Below are 19,161 nucleotides of genomic sequence, written 5' to 3'. Positions count from 1 at the left end.
GCCATACGCCCCGGTCTCATATGAGGCCCAGGGCGGGCTTTCGGTCAAGGGCCGCGCACGGCTGCCCGAAAGTCGCCGCACGCGCGCGTGCGACCCGGTTCAGGAAGCGGATGACGACGGCTCGGCGCCCGGGACGCCCTGGGCCGCCATCCGTGAGGACAGCGCGGTGTTGAAGCGGGTGAGGAGCTCGCAGAACGTCTCGCGCTCCTCCGGCGCCCAGTCGTCCGTCAGCTCGGCCATCAACTGGCGTCTGGAGGAACGTACTTCCTCCAGACGGGACTGCCCGCGCGGGGACAGCTGGAGCACCACGGCCCGTCCGTCCTCGGGGTGCGAGGTCCGCTTGACCAGGCCGGTGTCGACGAGCGGAGCCACCTGCCGGGTGACGGTGGACGAGTCGATGCCCATGCTCGCCGCGAGCGCCTTGACGCCCATCGGGCCTTCCTTGTCGAGGCGGTTGAGCAGCAGGTACGCGGCGCGGTCCATGGAGTTGCGCACCTGCCCGACGCCGCCGAGCCGGGTCTGTTCGGCACGGCGGGCGAACACCGCGACCTCGTGCTGCAACGTGTCGAGAAGACCGGTGTCACCGACGGTCGTCATGTCCATCGACATTTCAGGTGTTGTGGGCATGGCCGGGGGCTCACTTCATGAAGGGGCTGCTGGAATGGGGGACAGAGTACGCGGCTGGAAGGCGGGTCGTACCGACGCTGCGGAAACCGGTCTCGGAGGTTGGTCACAGAGGTCGTGGCCGCCTGTGAACTGCGATGCTGGAGTCATGAGCTACCGCACGGCTGACTCCTTGCGTCCCGTCACCCTCGACGATGTGCGCGGGGCCCAGAAGATGCTGTCGGGTGTGGCGCGGATGACCGCCATGGAGGGCAGCAGGCACCTGTCCCAGCTGGTCGGGGCGCCGGTGCACCTCAAGTGCGAGAACCTCCAGCGGACCGGGTCGTTCAAGCTGCGCGGCGCGTACGTGCGGATCGCCGGGCTGCTGCCGGAGGAGCGGGCCGCCGGGGTCGTCGCGGCGAGCGCGGGCAATCACGCGCAGGGCGTGGCGCTGGCCTCGGCGGTGCTGGGCGTGCGCTCCACGGTCTTCATGCCCCAGGGAGCCCCGCTGCCGAAGATCAGTGCCACCCGTGAGTACGGCGCCGAGGTGCGCCTGCACGGTCAGGTGGTCGACGAGACGCTGGCCGCGGCGCAGGAGTACGCGGCCGGGACGGGGGCGGTGTTCATCCACCCCTTCGACCACCCCGACATCATCGCCGGCCAGGGCACGGTCGGCCTGGAGATCCTGGAGCAGTGCCCGGAGGTGCGCACGATCGTCGTCGGGATCGGCGGCGGCGGGCTGGCGGCGGGCATCGCGGTCGCGGTGAAGGCGCTGCGGCCGGACGTGCGGATCGTCGGGGTGCAGGCGGCGGGGGCCGCGGCGTACCCGCCCTCGCTGGCGGCCGGGCGGCCGGTCTCGATCCGCACCCCGGCGACGATGGCCGACGGCATCAAGGTCGGCCGGCCCGGTGACGTGCCGTTCTCCATCGTCGGCGATCTTGTGGACGAGGTGCGCACGGTGACGGAGGACGAGCTGGCCGCGGCACTGCTGCTGTGCCTGGAGCGGGCCAAGCTGGTCGTCGAGCCGGCCGGGGCGAGCCCGGTGGCCGCGCTGCTCAGCGCGCCCGGCGCCTTCGAGGGCCCGGTCGTCGCGGTGCTGTCCGGCGGCAACGTGGACCCGGTGCTGATGGAGCGCGTCCTGCGGCACGGCATGGCGGCGCAGGGCCGCTACCTGGCCGTACGTCTGCGGCTGACGGACCGGCCGGGTGCCCTCGCCACGCTCCTGGGGACGTTGTCAGTGGTCGACGCCAACGTGCTGGACGTGAGCCATCTGCGGACCGATCCCCGGCTCGGGCTGACCGAGGCGGAGGTCGAGCTGCACCTGGAGACGAAGGGGCCGGCGCACTGCGCCGAGGTCGGCCGAGCCCTGCGCGACGCCGGCTACACCGTCATCGACTGAAGCCGGCAAGGGGCGTCGCCCGAGGGGCGAAACCCTCCCGGAACCCGCTCGGAGCCTGCCCCGAGCTCGTTTCGCCCGCTTCGATCCCGCTCCCAGTCCCTTCGTCACTCGTTCGGGAAAGACCATTGTGAGACGCGATACATCGCGTTATGGTGTGTCTCGCGCCGCTCCCCCCACCTCTCATCGGGCGGAACGAAAAGTACAAACCTAGGCTTTCCGAAGAATCCTCAATGACGTGGAGACTGATATGCCAGGTGCCATCTATGCCGAAGGCCTGGTGAAGACCTTCGGCGACGTAAAGGCTCTGGACGGCGTGGACCTGGACGTCCCGGAGGGCACGGTCCTCGGCCTGCTCGGGCCGAACGGAGCGGGCAAGACCACCACGGTCCGCTGCCTGACCACGCTCCTGCGCCCCGACCGCGGCCGGGCCATGGTCGCCGGCCTCGACGTGCTCAAGCATCCCAACGAGGTCCGCCGCTCCATCGGCCTGTCCGGCCAGTTCGCGGCGGTCGACGAATACCTCACCGGCCGCGAGAACCTCCAGATGGTCGGCCAGCTGTACCAGATGAAGGCGGGCGCGGCGAAGGCCCGGGCCACCGAGCTGCTCGACCAGTTCGGCCTCGCGGAAGCCGCCGACCGCAACGCGAAGACCTACTCCGGGGGCATGCGCCGCCGCCTCGACCTGGCCGCGGCACTGGTCGTCTCACCGCCCGTGATGTTCATGGACGAGCCGACGACCGGCCTCGACCCGCGCAACCGCCAGATGCTGTGGGAGGTGATCAAGCGTCTCGTCTCCGGCGGCACGACCTTGCTGCTCACCACGCAGTACCTCGAAGAGGCCGACCATCTCGCGCACGACATCGCGGTCGTCGACCACGGCCGGGTGATCGCCCGCGGCACCTCCGACCAGCTGAAGGCCCGCACCGGCGGAGAGCGCGTGGAGGTCGTGGTGCACGAACGCGAACACATCGCCACGGCCGCGGAGGTACTGGCCGGCTTCGGCAAGGGCGAGACCACCGTCGAGCAGCACACCCGCAAGCTCACCGTGCCCGTCACCGGCGGCGCCAAGCTCCTCGCCGAGGTCATCCGTGAGCTCGACACCCGTGGCATCGAGATCGACGACATCGGCCTGCGCCGCCCCACCCTCGACGACGTCTTCCTGTCCCTGACGGGACACGTCGCCGAGAACAAGGCCGAGGAGAGCGAGAGCGAAGAGGACCGACGCGACGACCAGCGCGGTCAGAGCGGAAAGAGCGAGAGGGAGACCGTCGAATGAGTGCCGTCACCGACGCCGTGCGCGGCGCGGCGCCCAAGCCCGCCCACCCGCTCGGACAGTCCGTCCGCGACTCGCTGGTGATCGCGAAACGCAACCTGATCCGGATGTCCCGCATTCCGGAGATGGTTATCTTCGGGCTCATCCAGCCGATCATGTTCGTGGTGCTGTTCACCTACGTGTTCGGCGGGTCCATGCAGATCGGCGGCAGCACGAGCGCCGCCGACTACACGAACTTCCTGATGGCGGGCATCTTCGCGCAGACCGTCACCTTCGCCACCGCCGGAGCCGGCGCGGGCATCGCCGACGACATGCACAAGGGCCTCATCGACCGCTTCCGTTCCCTGCCCATGGCGCGCGGCGCGGTGCTCACCGGCCGCACCCTCGCCGACCTCGTGCAGACGGCGCTCACCCTGCTGGTCCTGGCGGTGGTCGCCCTGCTGGTCGGCTGGCGGGTCGGCTCCGACGGCAGTACCGACGCCGCCCGGGTGCTGGCCGCCTTCGGGCTGCTGCTCCTGCTCGGCTACGCGTTCACCTGGATCGGCGCCCTGATCGGCCTGAGCGTCCGTACCCCCGAGGCGGCCACCTCCGGCGGACTCATCTGGCTCTTCCCGGTGACCTTCATCTCCAACGCGTTCGTGGACACCAGCAACATGACGCCGTGGCTGCGTCACATCGCCGAGTGGAACCCGTTCAGTGCCACCGTCCAGGCCTGCCGGGTGCTCTTCGCCAACCCGGGCCAGTCGCCGTCCGACGCCTGGCCCATGCAGCACCCGGTCTGGGCCTCGCTGATCTACTCGGTGCTGATCGTCGTGATCTTCCGGACGCTGGCGGTGCGCAAGTACCGCTCGGCGACGGCCTGAGCGCTCCCGGGCATGACGAAGCCCCCGGCGGCACGAGCGCCGGGGGCGGGTCACAGCGGGGGCGACGGACAGGGGCCGGTCAGTCGCTGTAGGCCTCGGCCTTGAGAATGCGCACGGAGGCCTTCTTGCCGTTGGGCAGCTCGTACTCCGCGTCCTCGCCGACCTTGTGGCCGATCACGCCGGTGCCCAGCGGGGACTGCGGAGAGTAGGTCTCGACGTCCGAGCTCGCGTACTCGCGCGAGGCGAGCAGGAAGGTCATGGTGTCGTCCTCGTCGCCGTCGAAGGCGATCGTCACCACCATGCCGGGCGCCACCGCGCCGTCCGCGGAAGCCGGGGTCTCACCGACCTTGGCGTTGTCGAGAAGCTGGGTCAGCTGGCGCACACGGAGCTCCTGCTTGCCCTGCTCCTCCTTGGCCGCGTGGTACCCACCGTTCTCACGCAGGTCCCCCTCCTCGCGCGCGGCCGCGATCTTGGCGGCGATCTCCGTGCGCGCAGGACCAGTAAGGTACTCAAGCTCGACCTTGAGCTTGTTGTACGCCTCCTGGGTCAGCCAGGTGACGGACTCGCTGGTCTGGGTCACAGGTGCTCCTCGTCGGTACTGGGAATACAAAGCATCGCCCTATCAAAAGCATGTTCCTCAGGCGATGGGCGAAACCACGAGCCTAACAATTCAGTGGCCGAAGGGGGAGGACATAAGCCATCAGAATTACGTCGACGCAGGTCAGTGCGTACGTATTGCGGAGGGTGACTCTCGCCCGGCGGCCCCGGCGGCCCCGGTGCCGGTCTGCGTCAGTCGGCGTGACAGCCGAGCAGCTCCGCCGTCGTGCCCTTCGACGTCGTACGCAGCGTGACCGTCCGGTCGATGCGCGTGTCCGAACCGGAGAAGCGGAAGTCCGCCCGGCCCACCTCGACGCCGTCGGCCGCCTGCGAGCGCACCGTGCAGTAGCCGCTCGCGCCCGAGTCCTTGCGGACCTCCAGGTGGAGCTGTACCGCCTCGTCCGAGGTCGCCTTGAAGGTGATCACCTCGGCGCTGATCTTGTTCTGGCCGACGTAGTGGTAGGCGAAGTACCCGACCAGGGCGAGCAGGAGCGCGCCCAGCACGGCGCCGGTGATCCTGAGCCTGTGGTCGGCCCGCTCGTCCGAGGAGCGGCCGTAGCGGCCCTCGGGCGGTCGCGTGCTCGCCGTACTCATGATCGTCCTCCCGGCACGGAATTATTCGCCTTCCGATTCGGTCACTATAGAAGCCTGCGATCGCGCCGGTTCACACCGGGCGCCGACTTACCGAGGATTGAGTCTTGACTGACCAGCTGCGACTGATGGCCGTTCACGCGCACCCCGACGACGAGTCGAGCAAGGGCGCGGCCACCATGGCGAAGTACGTGTCCGAGGGGGTGGACGTGCTGGTGGTGACCTGCACGGGCGGGGAGCGCGGCTCCATCCTCAATCCCAAGCTTCAGGGCGACAAGTACATCGAGGAGCACATCCACGAGGTACGCAAGAAGGAGATGGACGAGGCTCGCGAGATCCTCGGCATCAGGCAGGAGTGGCTCGGCTTCATCGACTCGGGCCTGCCCGAGGGCGATCCGCTGCCGCCGCTGCCCAACGGCTGCTTCGCCCTGGAGGACGTCGACAAGGCGGCCGGTGAACTGGTGAGGCAGATCCGCTCCTTCCGTCCCCAGGTGATCACCACCTACGACGAGAACGGCGGCTACCCGCACCCCGACCACATCATGACCCACAAGATCTCGATGGTGGCGTTCGAGGGCGCGGACGACCCCGCCAAGTACCCCGAGGCCGAGTTCGGGCCCGTGTACCGGCCGTCGAAGCTGTACTACAACCAGGGCTTCAACCGTCCCCGCACCGAGGCGCTGCACCACGCGATGCTCGACCGCGGTCTGGAGTCCCCCTACGGGGAGTGGCTCAAGCGCTGGGACGAGTTCGGTCAGAAGGAGCGCACGCTCACCACGCACGTTCCGTGCGCCGACTTCTACGAGATCCGTGACAAGGCGCTGATCGCGCACGCCACGCAGATCGACCCCGACGGCGGCTGGTTCCGGGTGCCGATGGAGATCCAGAAGGAGGTCTGGCCCACGGAGGAGTACGAGCTCGTGAAGTCCCGCGTCGATACCTCCCTCCCCGAGGACGACCTCTTTGCGGGCATCCGCGACAATGCCTGACATGAGCGCAAGCGTGAGTCTGGCAATGACGCACCTCGTCCCGCTGGCCAAGGAGGTCGACGAGAACAAGGTCACCCCCGGCGTCCTCGGCTTCATCGTCTTCGCGGCGATGGCCGTGGCGGTGTGGGGCCTGATGAAGTCCATGAGCAAGCACATGGGCAAGGTCGACTTCAAGGAGCCGGCGGACCCGGAGCAGACCTCCGCCGCCGGGGCGACGACGGCGACGGCGACCGCGAAGACGACCGTGACGGGGACCGCGACGGGGAAGCCCTCCTCGACCTCGTGAGGCGAGTGCGCGGCGGGGCCGCGTGACGAGCCGGTGAGCGAGCGGATCGGCAAGGACGTGCGCCGGGGTGCGGGCCGACCGCCCCACCCCGGCGCACGCGCCCTTTGTGGCGCCCGCCCCCCTCGTCGAGGCCTTCGCGCCCCCCGCCCCGCCGTTTCCGCGCGGGCGTACCCGGAGCCCGGAGCCCCGGGCCTCCGCCCCGCCTCCGCGCCCCCGCCCCGCCGTTTCCGCGCGGGCGTACCCGGAGCCCCGAAGCCCGTCGGCCCGGCCGGGCGCACCCGGCGTCCTGTCGGCCCGGCCGGGCGCCGCCTACTCGTCGCCCACCGCCACCCCCATGACCTCCCGTCCGTGTCTGCCGGGGACCATGCCCAGCCGCCAGGCCTGCCAGCCGGACTCCAGGCGGATGCCCCGGTCCAGCAGCAGGCCGTAGGCCTCCAGGCACTCGTTGAGGCTGCTGTCGCGCAGCGGGTGGTCCATGCGGACCAGCTGGGCCAGTTCCTCCTGGGCCACCGCCGTGCCGACCTCCACCCCGCCCGGGGCCGCGTACGGCAGCAGGGTGCAGCGCAGGAACCGGGCCCAGTCCTCGCCGCGCCGGTCGCCGTACGACGCGAACAGGCCGGCCGCCTCCTCGCACAGGGCCAGCGCCGCCTGCGTACGGACGTTCCCCGCGTCGACGATCGCGAGCTCCAGGCAGGTCCAGGCCTCGCCGTGCGCGACGCCGATGCGCTGGAAGTCGGCGCGCGCGTCGACCAGGAGCTGCCGGGCGAAGCCCGAGTTGCGCAGTGAACCGGTCTGGGCGGCGCGCTGGTCGCGGGTCACCCGGGCCGAGTGGTGACGGGCACAGGCCAGGCCGTAGACGTCACGCATGCGGGAGAAGAGGGAGCGGGAGCGTTCCAGCTCGCGGACGGCGTGGTCCAGGTCGCCCGTCTCCTCCAGGGCCAGGCCCAGGTAGTAGACCGTCCAGGCCTCGCCGCGCGCGTCCTCGTTGTCCCGGTGCCGTGCCGACGCCCGGCGCAGGTCCTCCGCCGCCGGGCCCGGATCCCCGGCGATGAGCCGGGCCCGTGCCAGCTGGGTCAGGGCCCAGGCCTCGCCGCGCGCGTCGCGGGTGCGGCCGTACAGATCGAGGGCCTCGCGCAGATCGGCCTCGGCCCGCGGGACGTCGCCGCGGCGCAGATTCAGCTGGCCCAGCTGGAAGTGCGCCCATGCCTCGCCGTGCACGGAGCCGCCCTCGCGGTGCAGGACCAGCGAGCGGGTGAGCAGGTCGAGGGCCTCGGCGAGATGCGCCCTGTCCCGTTGCACCGCCGCCAGCGCGTGCATCGTCCAGGCCCGGTCCGTGGCCAGCTCGGGCGCGGCCTGGAGGTCCATCGCCTCCCGCAGCTTCGCCGCCGCCTCCGTCAGCTGGCCCTGGTGGTGCAGGGTGATGCCCAGCGAGCACAGGGCGCGTGCCGCGCCCGCGTCGTGGTGGGCCTGGAGATAGAGGTCGACGACCGAGCTGAGCGTCGTACGGGCCTTGTCCAGCTCGCCCAGTTGCCGGGCCGCGATACCCGTACGCCACTGCACGGACCGCACCAGCAGGTCCTGGCCGACCGACTGCGCCAGCTCGCTGATCTCACCGAGCCGGTAGAGGTCGCCGCGCAGCAGGCAGTAGTCGCACAGGGCGCCCAGCAGGCTCAGTACGGCGTTCTGGTCCACGCCGTCCGCGTGCCGCAGCGTCGCCGTGATGAAGCTCGACTCGTCGTCCAGCCAGCGCAGCGCCTCGTCCAGGGAGGTGAAGCCGTGCGGGGTGAAGCGGTCCGAGCGGGTCGACATGTTGCCGTCGACCAGCCGCAGCACGGAGTCGGCGAGTTCGGCGTAGCTGACGATCAGGCGTTCCTGGGCCGCCGAGCGCTCGGTCTGCTCCTCCTCGTCGAGGAGCCGGGACTGGGCGAAGGCGCGGACCAGGTCGTGCAGGCGGTAGCGGTCGCCGCGTACGTGGTCGACCAGACCGGCGTCGGCGAGGGCCGCGAGATGGCCGGTCGCCTCCGCGCGGTCCGTGCCGAGGAGCGCGGCCGCCGCGGCCGTGCCGAGCGAGGCCCGCCCGGCCAGGGCCAGCCGGCGCAGCAGTCTGCGGGTCACGTCCGGCTGGTCGGTGTAGCGCAGCCACAGGGCGCGCTCGACCGGCTCCACCGGGCCGTACACCCCCAGGTCCGCCGCCAGCGCGCGCGGTGAGCGCGGGCCCAGCGAGGAACCCGCGACGCGCAGCGCCAGCGGCAGTCCGCCGCACAACTCCCTTATACGGTCGGCGGATTCGGCGTCGTACGGACCCGAGTCGTCCCGGGCGGCCGCGCCCAGCAGTTCCTCCGCGCCCGCCGCGTCCAGGGGACGCACCGCCAGCTCGTGCACCCATGCGGGCAGCTCGGCCGGCAGCCCCAGCGGGCTCCGGGCGGTGACCAGGACCAGGCTGTCGGAACGTTCCGGCATGAGTGCGCGGACCTGTTCGGGGTCCGAGGCGTCGTCCAGGATCACCGTGACCGGCAGACCGGTCAGGTGCTGCTGGTACAGCTCGGTGAGCCGTTTGACCTGCTGGTCCGCGGAGGAGCGCTCACGGAAGAGGAGCTGCTCGCGGGGCGCGCCGAGCCGGTTCAGCAGGTGCAGCAGGGCGTCCCGGGTGGGCAGTGGCGCCTCCTGCGCGCTGTCGCCGCGCAGGTCCACCACGCAGGCGCCGCGGAACTGGTCGCGCAGCTCGTGCGCGGCCCGCACCGCGAGGGCGGTGCGGCCGCTGCCGGGGGGTCCGTGCAGCACGACGACCGTCGGCCGGGTCCGGGTGCCGGCGCGCGCCGTCTGCACCCACTGCCGAAGCTGCCCGAGTTCGGTCCGGCGCCCGGCGAACGGGCCTGCCAATTCCGGGAGTTGGGTGAAGGACTGGGCCAGCACGGTCCGTCCGCGCGCCGCCGCGCTCTTGTCGGCGCCGCGCAGTTGCGGTCCCGCCGCCTTCTTCGGGCCGGTCGTCGCGCTCAGCATCCGCTGCTGATCCAGGAACGGCCGGATGCCCCGCACCTCCAGTGCGGTGAGCCATTGCAGCCGCAGTTGCTCGGCGCCGCCCGGTTGCCCCGCCTCGCCGGCCCGGTGATGCGCGGCCGGCAGATGGGAGCTAGCCACCTTCATGACGGTCGCCGCGGCGCCGACGACCCCGACGGCCACCCCGGCGCCGAGCGCGGTACCCGGCCCGGTGCCAAGCGCGAGATCGGCGACCGCCGTCGTGACGGCCGCAACACCCGCCACCAGCAGGGGAGTCCGTCCGCCCTCCCGCGCGTACCGCTGTCCGAAGCTGACCTGCCGGGCCTCCGTCTCCTCCAGGGCGCGCGCGTAGGCCTCGTACTCCTCGGCGGCCGTCTGCGCCATGGCGTCCAGCGCGCCGCGCGCCCGTGTCATCAGCACCTGCCGGTCGCTGCGCCCGCCGGAGCGCCGTACCTCCTCCTCCACGGCCCGCGCCAACAACCGCTCGGCTTCCGCCCTATGGCCGTCCCGCATGTCCCGTCCCCCTCCGGAGGTCACCGCGTTCCTTGGTCAAGTGTGCGGCGGACGGCTCCGCGACGCGAGGGGGCGAGGGGTCCCGGGCCGCCGCGGCGGTGACCGCCCGGAGGCGCCTGACGAGTGACGAGCGGGGTACTGCGGCAGGATGGTCCCCATGCCGAACCGACTGGCCCATGAGACGTCTCCGTACCTCCTCCAGCACGCCGACAACCCCGTCGACTGGTGGCCCTGGTCGGCGGAGGCCTTCGAGGAGGCGCGCAGGCGGGGCGTGCCGGTGCTGCTGAGTGTCGGATATTCGAGCTGCCACTGGTGCCATGTGATGGCGCACGAGTCCTTCGAGGACCAGGAGACCGCCGACCGTCTCAACGAGCACTTCGTCAGCGTCAAGGTCGACCGGGAAGAGCGTCCCGACGTGGACGCCGTCTACATGGAGGCCGTACAGGCGGCCACCGGCCAGGGTGGCTGGCCCATGACCGTGTTCCTGACGCCCGACGCCGAGCCCTTCTACTTCGGGACGTACTTCCCGCCCGCGCCCCGGCAGGGCATGCCCTCCTTCCGGCAGGTGCTGGACGGGGTGCGGCAGGCCTGGACCGAGCGGCGGGACGAGGTGGCCGAGGTCGCCGGGAAGATCGTCCGGGATCTGGCGGGACGGGAGATCTCCTACGGGGACGGCATGGCCCCCGGTGAGCAGGAGCTGTCGCAGGCGCTGCTGGGGCTGACCCGGGAGTACGACCCGCAGCGGGGCGGGTTCGCCGGCGCGCCGAAGTTCCCGCCGTCGATGGTGATCGAGTTCCTGCTCCGCCACCATGCGCGGACCGGTGCCGAGGGCGCCCTCCAGATGGCCCGGGACACCTGCGAACGGATGGCCAGGGGCGGGATCTACGACCAGCTCGGCGGCGGGTTCGCCCGGTACTCCGTCGACCGTGACTGGGTCGTGCCGCACTTCGAGAAGATGCTGTACGACAACGCCCTGCTGTGCCGGGTGTACGCCCATCTCTGGCGGGCCACCGGCAGTGAGCTCGCCCGGCGGGTCGCCCTGGAGACGGCCGACTTCCTGGTGCGCGAACTCCGCACCGAGCAGGGCGGGTTCGCCTCCGCGCTCGACGCCGACAGCGACGACGGGAGCGGGAAGCACATCGAGGGCGTGTACTACGTCTGGACGCCCGAGCAGCTCACCGAGGTGCTCGGGCCGCGGGACGCCGAGCTGGCCGCCCGCTACTTCGGCGTCACCGAAGAGGGCACCTTCGAGCACGGCTCCTCCGTCCTCCAGCTCCCGCAGCAGGACGAGGTCTTCGACGCCGAGAGGATCGCCGGCATCAAGGAGCGGCTGCTGCGCGAGCGTGGCGGACGGCCCGCCCCGGGCCGGGACGACAAGGTCGTCGCCGCCTGGAACGGGCTCGCGATCGCCGCGCTCGCCGAGACCGGCGCCTACTTCGACCGGCCGGATCTCGTGGAGGCCGCGGTCGGGGCCGCCGATCTCCTCGTCCGGCTGCATCTCGACGAGCAGGCCCGCATCGCCCGTACCAGCAAGGACGGAAAGGCCGGGGCCAACGCGGGGGTCCTCGAGGACTATGCCGACGTGGCCGAGGGGTTCCTCGCCCTCGCCTCCGTGACCGGGGAGGGCGTCTGGCTGGAGTTCGCCGGATTCCTGCTCGACCACGTCCTCGTCCGGTTCGTCGACCCCGAGTCCGGCGCGCTGTACGACACCGCGGCCGACGCCGAGCGGCTCATCCGGCGTCCGCAGGATCCGACCGACAACGCGGTGCCCTCCGGCTGGACCGCCGCCGCGGGCGCGCTGCTGAGCTACGCCGCCCACACCGGATCCGAACCCCACCGCACGGCGGCGGAGCGGGCGCTGGGCGTCGTGAAGGCGCTCGGGCCGCGGGTGCCCCGGTTCATCGGGTGGGGGCTCGCTGCCGCCGAGGCGCTGCTCGACGGGCCGCGGGAGGTCGCCGTGGTCGCGCCCGGCACGGCTGACCCGGCCTCGACGGCGTTGCACCGTACGGCACTTCTGGGCACCGCCCCGGGTGCCGTCGTCGCGTTCGGCACCCCGGGGAGCGACGAGTTCCCGTTGCTCGCCGACCGGCCGGCGGTCAACGGTGAACCGACCGCGTACGTCTGCCGTAACTTCACGTGTGACGCCCCGACGACCGACCCCGAGCGACTGCGCACGGCGTTGACCACCGTGGTGAGCGGCTGAAACGGCTGGAAACAGCTGCAAAACTGTCTCGATCCCGAGGGGAAAGCTGAGCACCTGTTCGGATAAGTCGGGTTACGGGCGGCAGAGTTCCGAAACAATCTATTTATCGGAAGAGTTCTCGGACTTCACAGAGTCCCCCTAGTCTCTCCACAGTGACGCGACGGATGTGACACGCCGTCGCTACAGGGGGCTCTGGGATCTGGGGGGATCTGCTTGCTCACATCTGTCTTCATCGCTGCCGTCTCACTGGCCTTGTTCTGGATGGCGGCGTTCACCCTGTGGTGGCAGATGCACGCGTGGCGTACGCCCGAGGTGCTCGCCTCCACCCGGTTCAGCAGCCCGGACGGCGACGAACACGTCTCCTTCTCGCTGCTGCTTCCGGCACGGCACGAACAAGCCGTGCTGGACCACACCATCCAGCGGCTGCTGGAGTCCGGCCACACCGACTTCGAGATCATCGTCATCGTGGGTCACGACGATCCCGAGACCACGGCGGTGGCCGAGAGCGCCGCCGAACGCGACCCGCGCGTCCGTGTCCTCGTCGACACCCACGAGAAGAAGAACAAACCGAAGGCCATGAACACGGCGCTGCCGCACTGCCGCGGCGATGTCGTCGGGGTCTTCGACGCCGAGGACCAGGTCCATCCCGAGCTGCTCGCCCATGTCGACCACGCCTTCCGGACCACGGAGGCCGACGTCGTGCAGGGCGGGGTGCAGCTCATCAACTTCCACTCCAGCTGGTACAGCCTGCGCAACTGCCTGGAGTACTTCTTCTGGTTCCGCTCCCGGCTCCATCTGCATGCGCAGAAAGGATTCATCCCGCTGGGTGGCAACACCGTCTTCGTGCGGACGCACACCCTCAGGGAGGCCGGCGGCTGGGACCCCGACTGTCTGGCCGAGGACTGCGATCTCGGGGTCCGCCTCTCCAGCGCCGGCAAGAAGGTCGTCGTCGCCTACGACTCCGCCATGGTGACCCGGGAGGAGACCCCGGGCTCGCTGATGTCCCTGCTCAAGCAGCGCACCCGCTGGAACCAGGGGTTCCTCCAGGTCTACCGGAAGAAGGACTGGAAGCAACTCCCCGGGTTCGGGCAGCGGCTGCTGGCCCGCTACACCCTCATGACGCCGTTCCTGCAGGCGTTCTCGGGGGTCGTCATCCCGCTCAACGTGGCGATCGCGCTCTTCCTCGACGTGCCCGTCGGGATCGCCTTCGTCACCTTCCTGCCGGCCGTGACGGCCCTCGTCACCTTCGTCTTCGAGCTCGTCGGCCTGCACGACTTCGGCAAGCAGTACGGCCTGCGCGTCCGCCTCGTCCACTACCTCAAGCTCGTCGCGGGCGGCCCGTTCTACCAGGTGCTCCTCGCGGGAGCCGCGATGCGCGCCGTCTGGCGTGAACAACGCGGCCGAAACGAATGGGAGTTGACCTCGCATGTCGGTGCGCATCTGACCGCAGCCACTTCCGGGCCCGCGACCGCAGCCACTTCCGGGCCCGCGGCCGGACCTGGGCCCGCGGCCGGACCTGGGCCCGCGGCCGCACCCGCTTCCGATCCCGCAGTGATCCGAGAGGACGTTCCTGCGTGACCTCCACCCTTCCCGCGGTGACCACCGGCACGGTCCCCGCGCAGCGCCGACCTGTGCCTGACTCGCGTTCGACCGGCCGAACGGCCTCGTCGAAGCGGCTGCGCCGGTCCCGTCCCGACCTGATCCTGTGCGGCGTGCTCCTGGTGGCGATCCTCGTCGTGCAGGGCTGGAACATCGCCGACTACCCGACCCTCAGCGACGACGAGGGCACCTACCTCGCCCAGGCCTGGGCCGTCCAGGAGGGCAGGGGCCTCGCCCACTACACCTACTGGTACGACCACCCGCCGCTCGGCTGGATCCAGCTCGCCCTGCTGACCTGGATCCCCAAGCTGATCAGCCCCGACTCGATGACCGTCGGCGCGATGCGGGCCACGATGCTCGTGATCGGCGCGGTCAGCGCCGTCCTCGTCCACGTCCTCGGGCGGCGGCTGTCGCTGCCCCGCTGGGCGGCCGGGCTCGGCATGGTCCTGTTCGGGCTCTCCCCGCTCTCGGTCGTCCTCCAGCGGGAGATCTTCCTCGACAACCTCGCGGTGATGTGGACCCTGCTCGCGTTCACCCTGGCCGCCTCGCCGAGCCGCCACCTCTGGCACCACTTCGGCGCGGGCGTCGCCGCCGCGACGGCCGTGCTCACCAAGGAGACGATGCTCTTCGTCCTCCCGGCGGTCTTCGTCACCATGTGGCGGCACAGCCATCGCGACACCCGTAAGTTCGCCCTCACCGGCGCGGTCACCGCCTGCGTGCTGATCGGCCTCGCCTATCCCCTCTTCGCCCTGCTCAAGGGCGAGTTGCTGCCGGGCAGCGGACATGTCTCCCTCTGGGACGGCATCGCCTACCAGATGACCAGACCGGGGTCGGGCTTCATCCTCGACCAGGGCTCGGGGTCCCACGGTGTGCTCCGGTCGTGGCTCTACTACGACCGGGTGCTGATCCTCGGCGGCCTCGCCGGCGCGCTGCTGCTCCTGCTCACCTGGCGCTGGTCGGTCACCGCCCGCGCCCTCGCCGGACCCTCGCTGGCGGTGGCGATCCTCGCGGTGGTCGCGATGCGGCCCAGCGGCTACCTGCCCGCGATGTACGTCATCCAGGCGCTGCCGTTCCTCGCGCTCGTCCTGGCCGGCGGGACGGCGAGCGTCGCCCATGCCGTCCTGCGCAAACGACGCGGGCCGGACGAGGCACGGTGGCGGACCGGCGGCCGCTACGCCCTCGCGGCCGTCCTCGCCCTGGCAGCCGGGGCGTACGTCGTCCCGCGCTGGTACGACGGTGACCGCACCGCCGTCACCGCCGACGCCAACGCCCCCTACCGGGCCGCCTCCACATGGCTGTCCACCGAGGTCGAGGACCCGGCCGGCACCCGTGTCCTGGTCGACGACGCGCTCTGGCTGGACCTGGTGCACGCCGGCTACCGGCCGGGACTCGGAGCCATCTGGTTCTACAAGGCCGACCTCGACCCGGCCGTCACCAAGACCCTGCCGAACGGCTGGCGGGACATCGACTACGTCGTCGCCTCGCCGACCGTCCGGCGGGACGCGAGCGACCTGCCGCAGGTCGGGGCGGCCCTCGAGCACTCGACGCCGGTGGCCACCTTCGGCTCCGGTGAGGACCGGATCGAGATCCGGCGGATCCAGACCGACTCCGGAGGCGTCCGATGAGCCACGACTACACCGAGTACAGCGTCCCCGTCCCCGATCTGAGCGCGGCCGAACTCGCCGAGCCCGGCGCGGTCACCATCGTCGTGCCGACCTTCAACGAGTCGGCGAACATCCGCCAACTGCTGCACCGGATCACCGAGTCGGTGCCGTCCCGGCTGCCCTGCGAGGTCGTCTTCGTGGACGACTCCACCGACGACACCCCCGAGGTCATCCGGGACGCGGCGCGCGACTGCCCCTTCCCGGTGACCGTGCTGCACCGGGAGGAACCGGTCGGCGGGCTCGGCGGCGCGGTCGTCGAGGGGATGAAGGCGGCCGGGTCGGACTGGATCGTCGTCATGGACGGCGACTGCCAGCATCCCCCGTCCCTGGTCCCGGAGCTGGTGGCCACGGGGGAGCGGTCGAACGCCGGGCTCGTCGTGGCCTCCCGGTACATCAAGGGCGGCAGCCGCGCCGGCCTCGCGGGCAGCTACCGGGTGGCCGTCTCGCGCGGGGCGACCTGGCTCACGAAGTCCCTCTTCCCGCGCAGACTGCGCGGCATCAGCGACCCGATGAGCGGGTTCTTCGCGATCCGGCGCAGCGCGGTCACCGCCGACGCCCTCAAGCCGCTCGGCTACAAGATCCTCCTCGAACTCGCCGTCCGCAGCCGCCCGCGCGCGGTCGGCGAGGTCCCGTTCGTCTTCGAGGAGCGGTTCGCGGGCGAGTCCAAGTCGAGCGCACGGGAGGGCTTCCGCTTCCTGCGCCACCTGGTCGGACTGCGCACCGCCTCGCCGGTCGCCCGCATGATCGGCTTCGGGCTGATCGGGGCGACCGGGTTCCTGCCCAACCTGCTGGGGCTGTGGGCCCTCACCGCCGCCGGACTGCACTACGTGCCGGCCGAGATCCTCGCCAACCAGCTCGGCGTCGCCTGGAACTTCGTCCTCATCGAGCATCTGCTGTTCCGCGACCGCCGGGCCCATCGCCGCTGGTGGGACAGGGCCGGCCGGTTCGCGCTGCTCGCCAACGCCGACCTGGTGCTGCGCATCCCGCTGATCGCGCTGTTCGTGCACCGGTTCGGGATGGGCGCGCTGTCCGCGACCGCGCTGGCGCTGGTGACGACGTTCGTCGTGCGCTTCGCCGGTACCGAAGCGCTGGTCTACCTCCCCCGCAGGAGGCCGCGGGGGAGCCGCACCGCAAGGAGAGCCGTGTGAACAGACGCCGTAGACGGGTCGCGTTGCTGGCGGTGACGGGCCTCACCGGAGGCCTGTTGCTGGCCGGCCCGCAGCCCGCGTCCGCCGCCGACCTCATCAAGAACGCCGGTTTCGAGACGTCCGGTACGGACGGCATGCCGTACTGCTGGGAGAAGTCGGGCTGGGGCGACAACGACTTCGCCTTCGCGCACACCTCGGACGCGCACACCGGGGCCAAGGCGATGAAGGTGACGCTGACCCGCCGGGTCGACGGCGACCGCAAGGCGCTGATCACCGAGTCGGCGGCGTGCGCGCCCGCGGTGACCGTCGGCAGGCAGTACGACCTGTCGCTCTGGTACAAGTCGACGACGCCCGACACCTCCGTCACCCTCTTCCGCCACGACGCGACGGCGGGCTGGCAGTACTGGACGGACCTCAAGACGCTGGACATGGCGTCCGCGTACACCCGGGCCACCGTCCGCACCCCCGCGGTGCCGGCCGGCACCGACCGCATCACCTGGGGCGTCTCCGTCTACGGGACCGGCTCGGTGACCACCGACGACTACACGATGGAGCAGGTGCCGGACGTCCTCCCGCCCGCGACCTGCACGGGCACCGCCGACAGTTGCGCCAACGGCAGGTGGGACGTGCTCCCGACGCAGAACCCGGTGCGCTCCATGCACTCCGTCGTCCTCGACAACGGCAAGGTGCTGCTCATCGCCGGCTCCGGCAACAGCGAGGAGCAGTTCGACGCGGGCACGTTCACGTCGGCGGTGTACGACCCGGCGAACGGCAGCTACCAGGTCGTCCCCACGCCGAAGGACATGTTCTGCGCCGGGCACGTGCAGCTCCAGGACGGGCGCGTCCTCGTGATGAGCGGCAACAAGGCCTACCCGGTGGCGGGCGGGCACGGCTACGAGGGCTTCAAGGACTCGTACGTCTTCGATCCCGTCACCGAGACGTACGGCAGGACCAACGACATGAACGACGGCCACTGGTACCCGTCGGCCACGGTCATGGGCAACGGTGACGTGCTGTCCTTCGGCGGGCTGCGCGAGGACTCCACAGGATCGGTGACGGCCGAGCTGTTCTCGCAGGCCGAGCAGCAGTGGCAGCCGCTGTGGAAGGTCAACCAGACCTGGTCGTACTGGGGCCTGTACCCGTCGATGATCCTGATGCAGGACGGCCGCCTCTTCTACTCGGGCAGCCACGTCTTCGGCAACAACATCCCGGGCACGGGCTCGGCGGTCTACGACTACGACGCCAACACGGTCACCCAGATCCCCGGCCTCCGGAACAAGGACCAGCGCGACCAGTCGGCGAGCGTGCTGCTGCCTCCGGCGCAGGACCAGAAGGTCCTCACCCTCGGCGGCGGCAACATCGACTCCAACCCGGACGGCAACCGGCTCACCGACGTCATCGACCTGAAGGCCGCGAACCCGACGTACGTCGCCGGACCACCGCTCCCGCAGGGCACCGTGGACCTCGGCAACGGGCCCGTGCCCGAGACCGGCGCCCAGGGCAAGATGTACGTGTCCGCCGTGCTCCTGCCCGACGGCAAGGTGCTGGAGTCGGGCGGCGCGCTGCACAACCGGGCCGACCCGGTCTTCGAGTCGTCGCTCTACGACCCCGGCACCAACACCTTCGATCCCGTCGCCGCCGACCCGCAGGCCCGCGGCTACCACTCCTCCTCGTTCCTGCTGCCCGACGGCCGGGTGATGTCCACCGGCGACAACCCGGGCAACGGCACCTGGAACCACAACGTGTCGATCTACACCCCGCCCTACCTGCTCAAGGGCGCCCGGCCGACGATCACATCGGTCATCGACACGGAGTGGACGTACGGCGACACCCAGCGCGTCACGGTGGACCGGCCCGTCGCCAAGGCGGAGCTGATCCGCCCGGCGGCGGTGACCCACTCCTCCGACCCGAACCAGCGCTTCGTGGACCTCCCGCTGTCGGTCGACGGCAACAACGTCGACCTCAATGTGACGAGCAATCCGAACCTGGCGCCGCCCGGCTGGTACATGCTCTTCGCGGTGGACGCGAACGGGGTGCCGTCGGTGGCGAAGTGGGTGCACCTCCAGGGCCCGGCCGCACTGAGCGCGGACTCCGCGTCGACGTTCTCGGTGTCCTTCGGCACCGAGGCCGCACCGCACGTCCACTCCTTCGCCGACGACCTGACCGGCAAGGTCACCGGCCCCGGCAGGAAGCGGACCTCGCAGGCGGTCGGCCCGACCGTCTCCGGCTGCGACCGGCACTACGGCTCGGTCAACGTGTGCGTGCCTACGGCGTTCCCGGCGACGGTGAAGAAGACGACGGCCGCCCGCTGCTCCTGGCTCAGGGCCAACGACTACGGCCGGCTGAAGGTCAACGGCAAGGACGACCCGCTGCGGCTCGACCCCGACCGCGACGGCCTCGCCTGCGGAAAGGACGATCTGCGCAAGAACTAGGCGG

General features: G+C 71.0%; 14 protein-coding genes. 10 read left to right on the top strand and 4 right to left on the bottom strand.

The window, feature by feature from the left end; all coding sequences use genetic code 11:
- Positions 1-99 precede the first annotated feature (99 nt).
- Positions 100-609: a MarR family winged helix-turn-helix transcriptional regulator gene (locus ACFWBD_RS12340; protein ID WP_385666273.1), complete on the bottom strand. Its 510-nt coding sequence runs from the start codon at positions 607-609 to the stop codon at positions 100-102.
- A 163-nt stretch (positions 610-772) separates the two neighbouring features.
- On the opposite strand from ACFWBD_RS12340, the gene ilvA reads away from it, so the two are divergent.
- The 3 genes from ilvA to ACFWBD_RS12325 all read left to right on the top strand — a co-directional run bounded on the left by ilvA (position 773) and on the right by ACFWBD_RS12325 (position 4,138).
- Entirely contained in the window at positions 773-2,002 is a 1,230-nt protein-coding gene (gene ilvA, locus ACFWBD_RS12335; RefSeq protein ID WP_385666114.1) for a threonine ammonia-lyase, read from the top strand.
- Positions 2,003-2,249: 247 nt separating this feature from the next.
- Positions 2,250-3,278: an ATP-binding cassette domain-containing protein gene (locus tag ACFWBD_RS12330; RefSeq protein WP_385666112.1), complete on the top strand. Its 1,029-nt coding sequence runs from the start codon at positions 2,250-2,252 to the stop codon at positions 3,276-3,278.
- Positions 3,275-4,138, top strand: a complete 864-nt coding sequence (locus ACFWBD_RS12325; RefSeq protein WP_385666110.1) for an ABC transporter permease — start codon at positions 3,275-3,277, stop codon at positions 4,136-4,138. Before ACFWBD_RS12330 ends, ACFWBD_RS12325 begins: the two co-directional genes overlap by 4 nt.
- Positions 4,139-4,217: 79 nt before the next feature.
- On the opposite strand, the gene greA is transcribed toward ACFWBD_RS12325, so the two are convergent.
- On the bottom strand, positions 4,218-4,718 hold the full coding sequence (greA, locus tag ACFWBD_RS12320) for a transcription elongation factor GreA (RefSeq protein WP_385666108.1): 501 nt from the start codon (positions 4,716-4,718) through the stop codon (positions 4,218-4,220).
- Between the two features lie 209 nt (positions 4,719-4,927).
- Positions 4,928-5,329, bottom strand: a complete 402-nt coding sequence (locus ACFWBD_RS12315; protein ID WP_385666106.1) for a DUF4307 domain-containing protein — start codon at positions 5,327-5,329, stop codon at positions 4,928-4,930.
- 125 nt (positions 5,330-5,454) lie between these two features.
- On the opposite strand from ACFWBD_RS12315, the gene mca reads away from it, so the two are divergent.
- Both mca and ACFWBD_RS12305 read left to right on the top strand, forming a co-directional pair.
- A complete protein-coding gene (gene mca / locus ACFWBD_RS12310; RefSeq protein WP_385666271.1) occupies positions 5,455-6,315 on the top strand; it encodes a mycothiol conjugate amidase Mca in 861 nt (286 codons plus the stop codon).
- The gene (locus tag ACFWBD_RS12305) at positions 6,308-6,601 is read left to right on the top strand and encodes a hypothetical protein (protein ID WP_385666104.1); all 294 of its coding nucleotides are present in this window, start codon (positions 6,308-6,310) and stop codon (positions 6,599-6,601) included. The genes mca and ACFWBD_RS12305 overlap by 8 nt, the downstream gene beginning before the upstream one ends.
- 309 nt (positions 6,602-6,910) lie before the next feature.
- Here the strand turns inward: ACFWBD_RS12305 and ACFWBD_RS12300 are convergent, their stop codons facing one another.
- Positions 6,911-10,111 (bottom strand): tetratricopeptide repeat protein, encoded by a 3,201-nt coding sequence (locus tag ACFWBD_RS12300; protein ID WP_385666269.1) that lies wholly within the window; start codon positions 10,109-10,111, stop codon positions 6,911-6,913.
- Between the two features lie 157 nt (positions 10,112-10,268).
- Between ACFWBD_RS12300 and ACFWBD_RS12295 the strand changes: the two genes are divergently transcribed.
- The 5 genes from ACFWBD_RS12295 (at position 10,269) to ACFWBD_RS12275 (ending at position 19,157) form a co-directional block, all read left to right on the top strand.
- Positions 10,269-12,314, top strand: a complete 2,046-nt coding sequence (locus tag ACFWBD_RS12295; RefSeq protein ID WP_385666102.1) for a thioredoxin domain-containing protein — start codon at positions 10,269-10,271, stop codon at positions 12,312-12,314.
- Between the two features lie 213 nt (positions 12,315-12,527).
- Positions 12,528-13,892, top strand: coding sequence for a glycosyltransferase (locus ACFWBD_RS12290; protein ID WP_385666100.1), 1,365 nt, complete (start codon positions 12,528-12,530; stop codon positions 13,890-13,892).
- Entirely contained in the window at positions 13,889-15,538 is a 1,650-nt protein-coding gene (locus ACFWBD_RS12285) for an ArnT family glycosyltransferase (RefSeq protein WP_385666097.1), read from the top strand. The genes ACFWBD_RS12290 and ACFWBD_RS12285 overlap by 4 nt, the downstream gene beginning before the upstream one ends.
- Entirely contained in the window at positions 15,535-16,725 is a 1,191-nt protein-coding gene (locus tag ACFWBD_RS12280) for a glycosyltransferase (RefSeq protein ID WP_385666095.1), read from the top strand. The genes ACFWBD_RS12285 and ACFWBD_RS12280 overlap by 4 nt, the downstream gene beginning before the upstream one ends.
- Entirely contained in the window at positions 16,722-19,157 is a 2,436-nt protein-coding gene (locus tag ACFWBD_RS12275) for a galactose oxidase-like domain-containing protein (protein ID WP_385666093.1), read from the top strand. Before ACFWBD_RS12280 ends, ACFWBD_RS12275 begins: the two co-directional genes overlap by 4 nt.
- Positions 19,158-19,161 lie beyond the last annotated feature (4 nt).

The sequence above is a fragment of the Streptomyces sp. NPDC060002 genome, assembly GCF_042737245.1.
Classification (GTDB): domain Bacteria; phylum Actinomycetota; class Actinomycetes; order Streptomycetales; family Streptomycetaceae; genus Streptomyces.
Note: the sequence above shows the minus strand (reverse complement) of the source record. Positions and strands in the feature narration are given on the sequence as shown.

Coding starts and splice junctions, on each gene's coding strand:
- ACFWBD_RS12340 (WP_385666273.1), bottom strand. CDS start 609: ATGTCGATGGACATGACGACCGTCGGTGACACCGGTCTTCTCGACACG.
- ilvA (WP_385666114.1), top strand. CDS start 773: ATGAGCTACCGCACGGCTGACTCCTTGCGTCCCGTCACCCTCGACGAT.
- ACFWBD_RS12330 (WP_385666112.1), top strand. CDS start 2,250: ATGCCAGGTGCCATCTATGCCGAAGGCCTGGTGAAGACCTTCGGCGAC.
- ACFWBD_RS12325 (WP_385666110.1), top strand. CDS start 3,275: ATGAGTGCCGTCACCGACGCCGTGCGCGGCGCGGCGCCCAAGCCCGCC.
- ACFWBD_RS12315 (WP_385666106.1), bottom strand. CDS start 5,329: ATGAGTACGGCGAGCACGCGACCGCCCGAGGGCCGCTACGGCCGCTCC.
- mca (WP_385666271.1), top strand. CDS start 5,455: ATGGCCGTTCACGCGCACCCCGACGACGAGTCGAGCAAGGGCGCGGCC.
- ACFWBD_RS12305 (WP_385666104.1), top strand. CDS start 6,308: ATGCCTGACATGAGCGCAAGCGTGAGTCTGGCAATGACGCACCTCGTC.
- ACFWBD_RS12300 (WP_385666269.1), bottom strand. CDS start 10,111: ATGCGGGACGGCCATAGGGCGGAAGCCGAGCGGTTGTTGGCGCGGGCC.
- ACFWBD_RS12295 (WP_385666102.1), top strand. CDS start 10,269: ATGCCGAACCGACTGGCCCATGAGACGTCTCCGTACCTCCTCCAGCAC.
- ACFWBD_RS12280 (WP_385666095.1), top strand. CDS start 15,535: ATGAGCCACGACTACACCGAGTACAGCGTCCCCGTCCCCGATCTGAGC.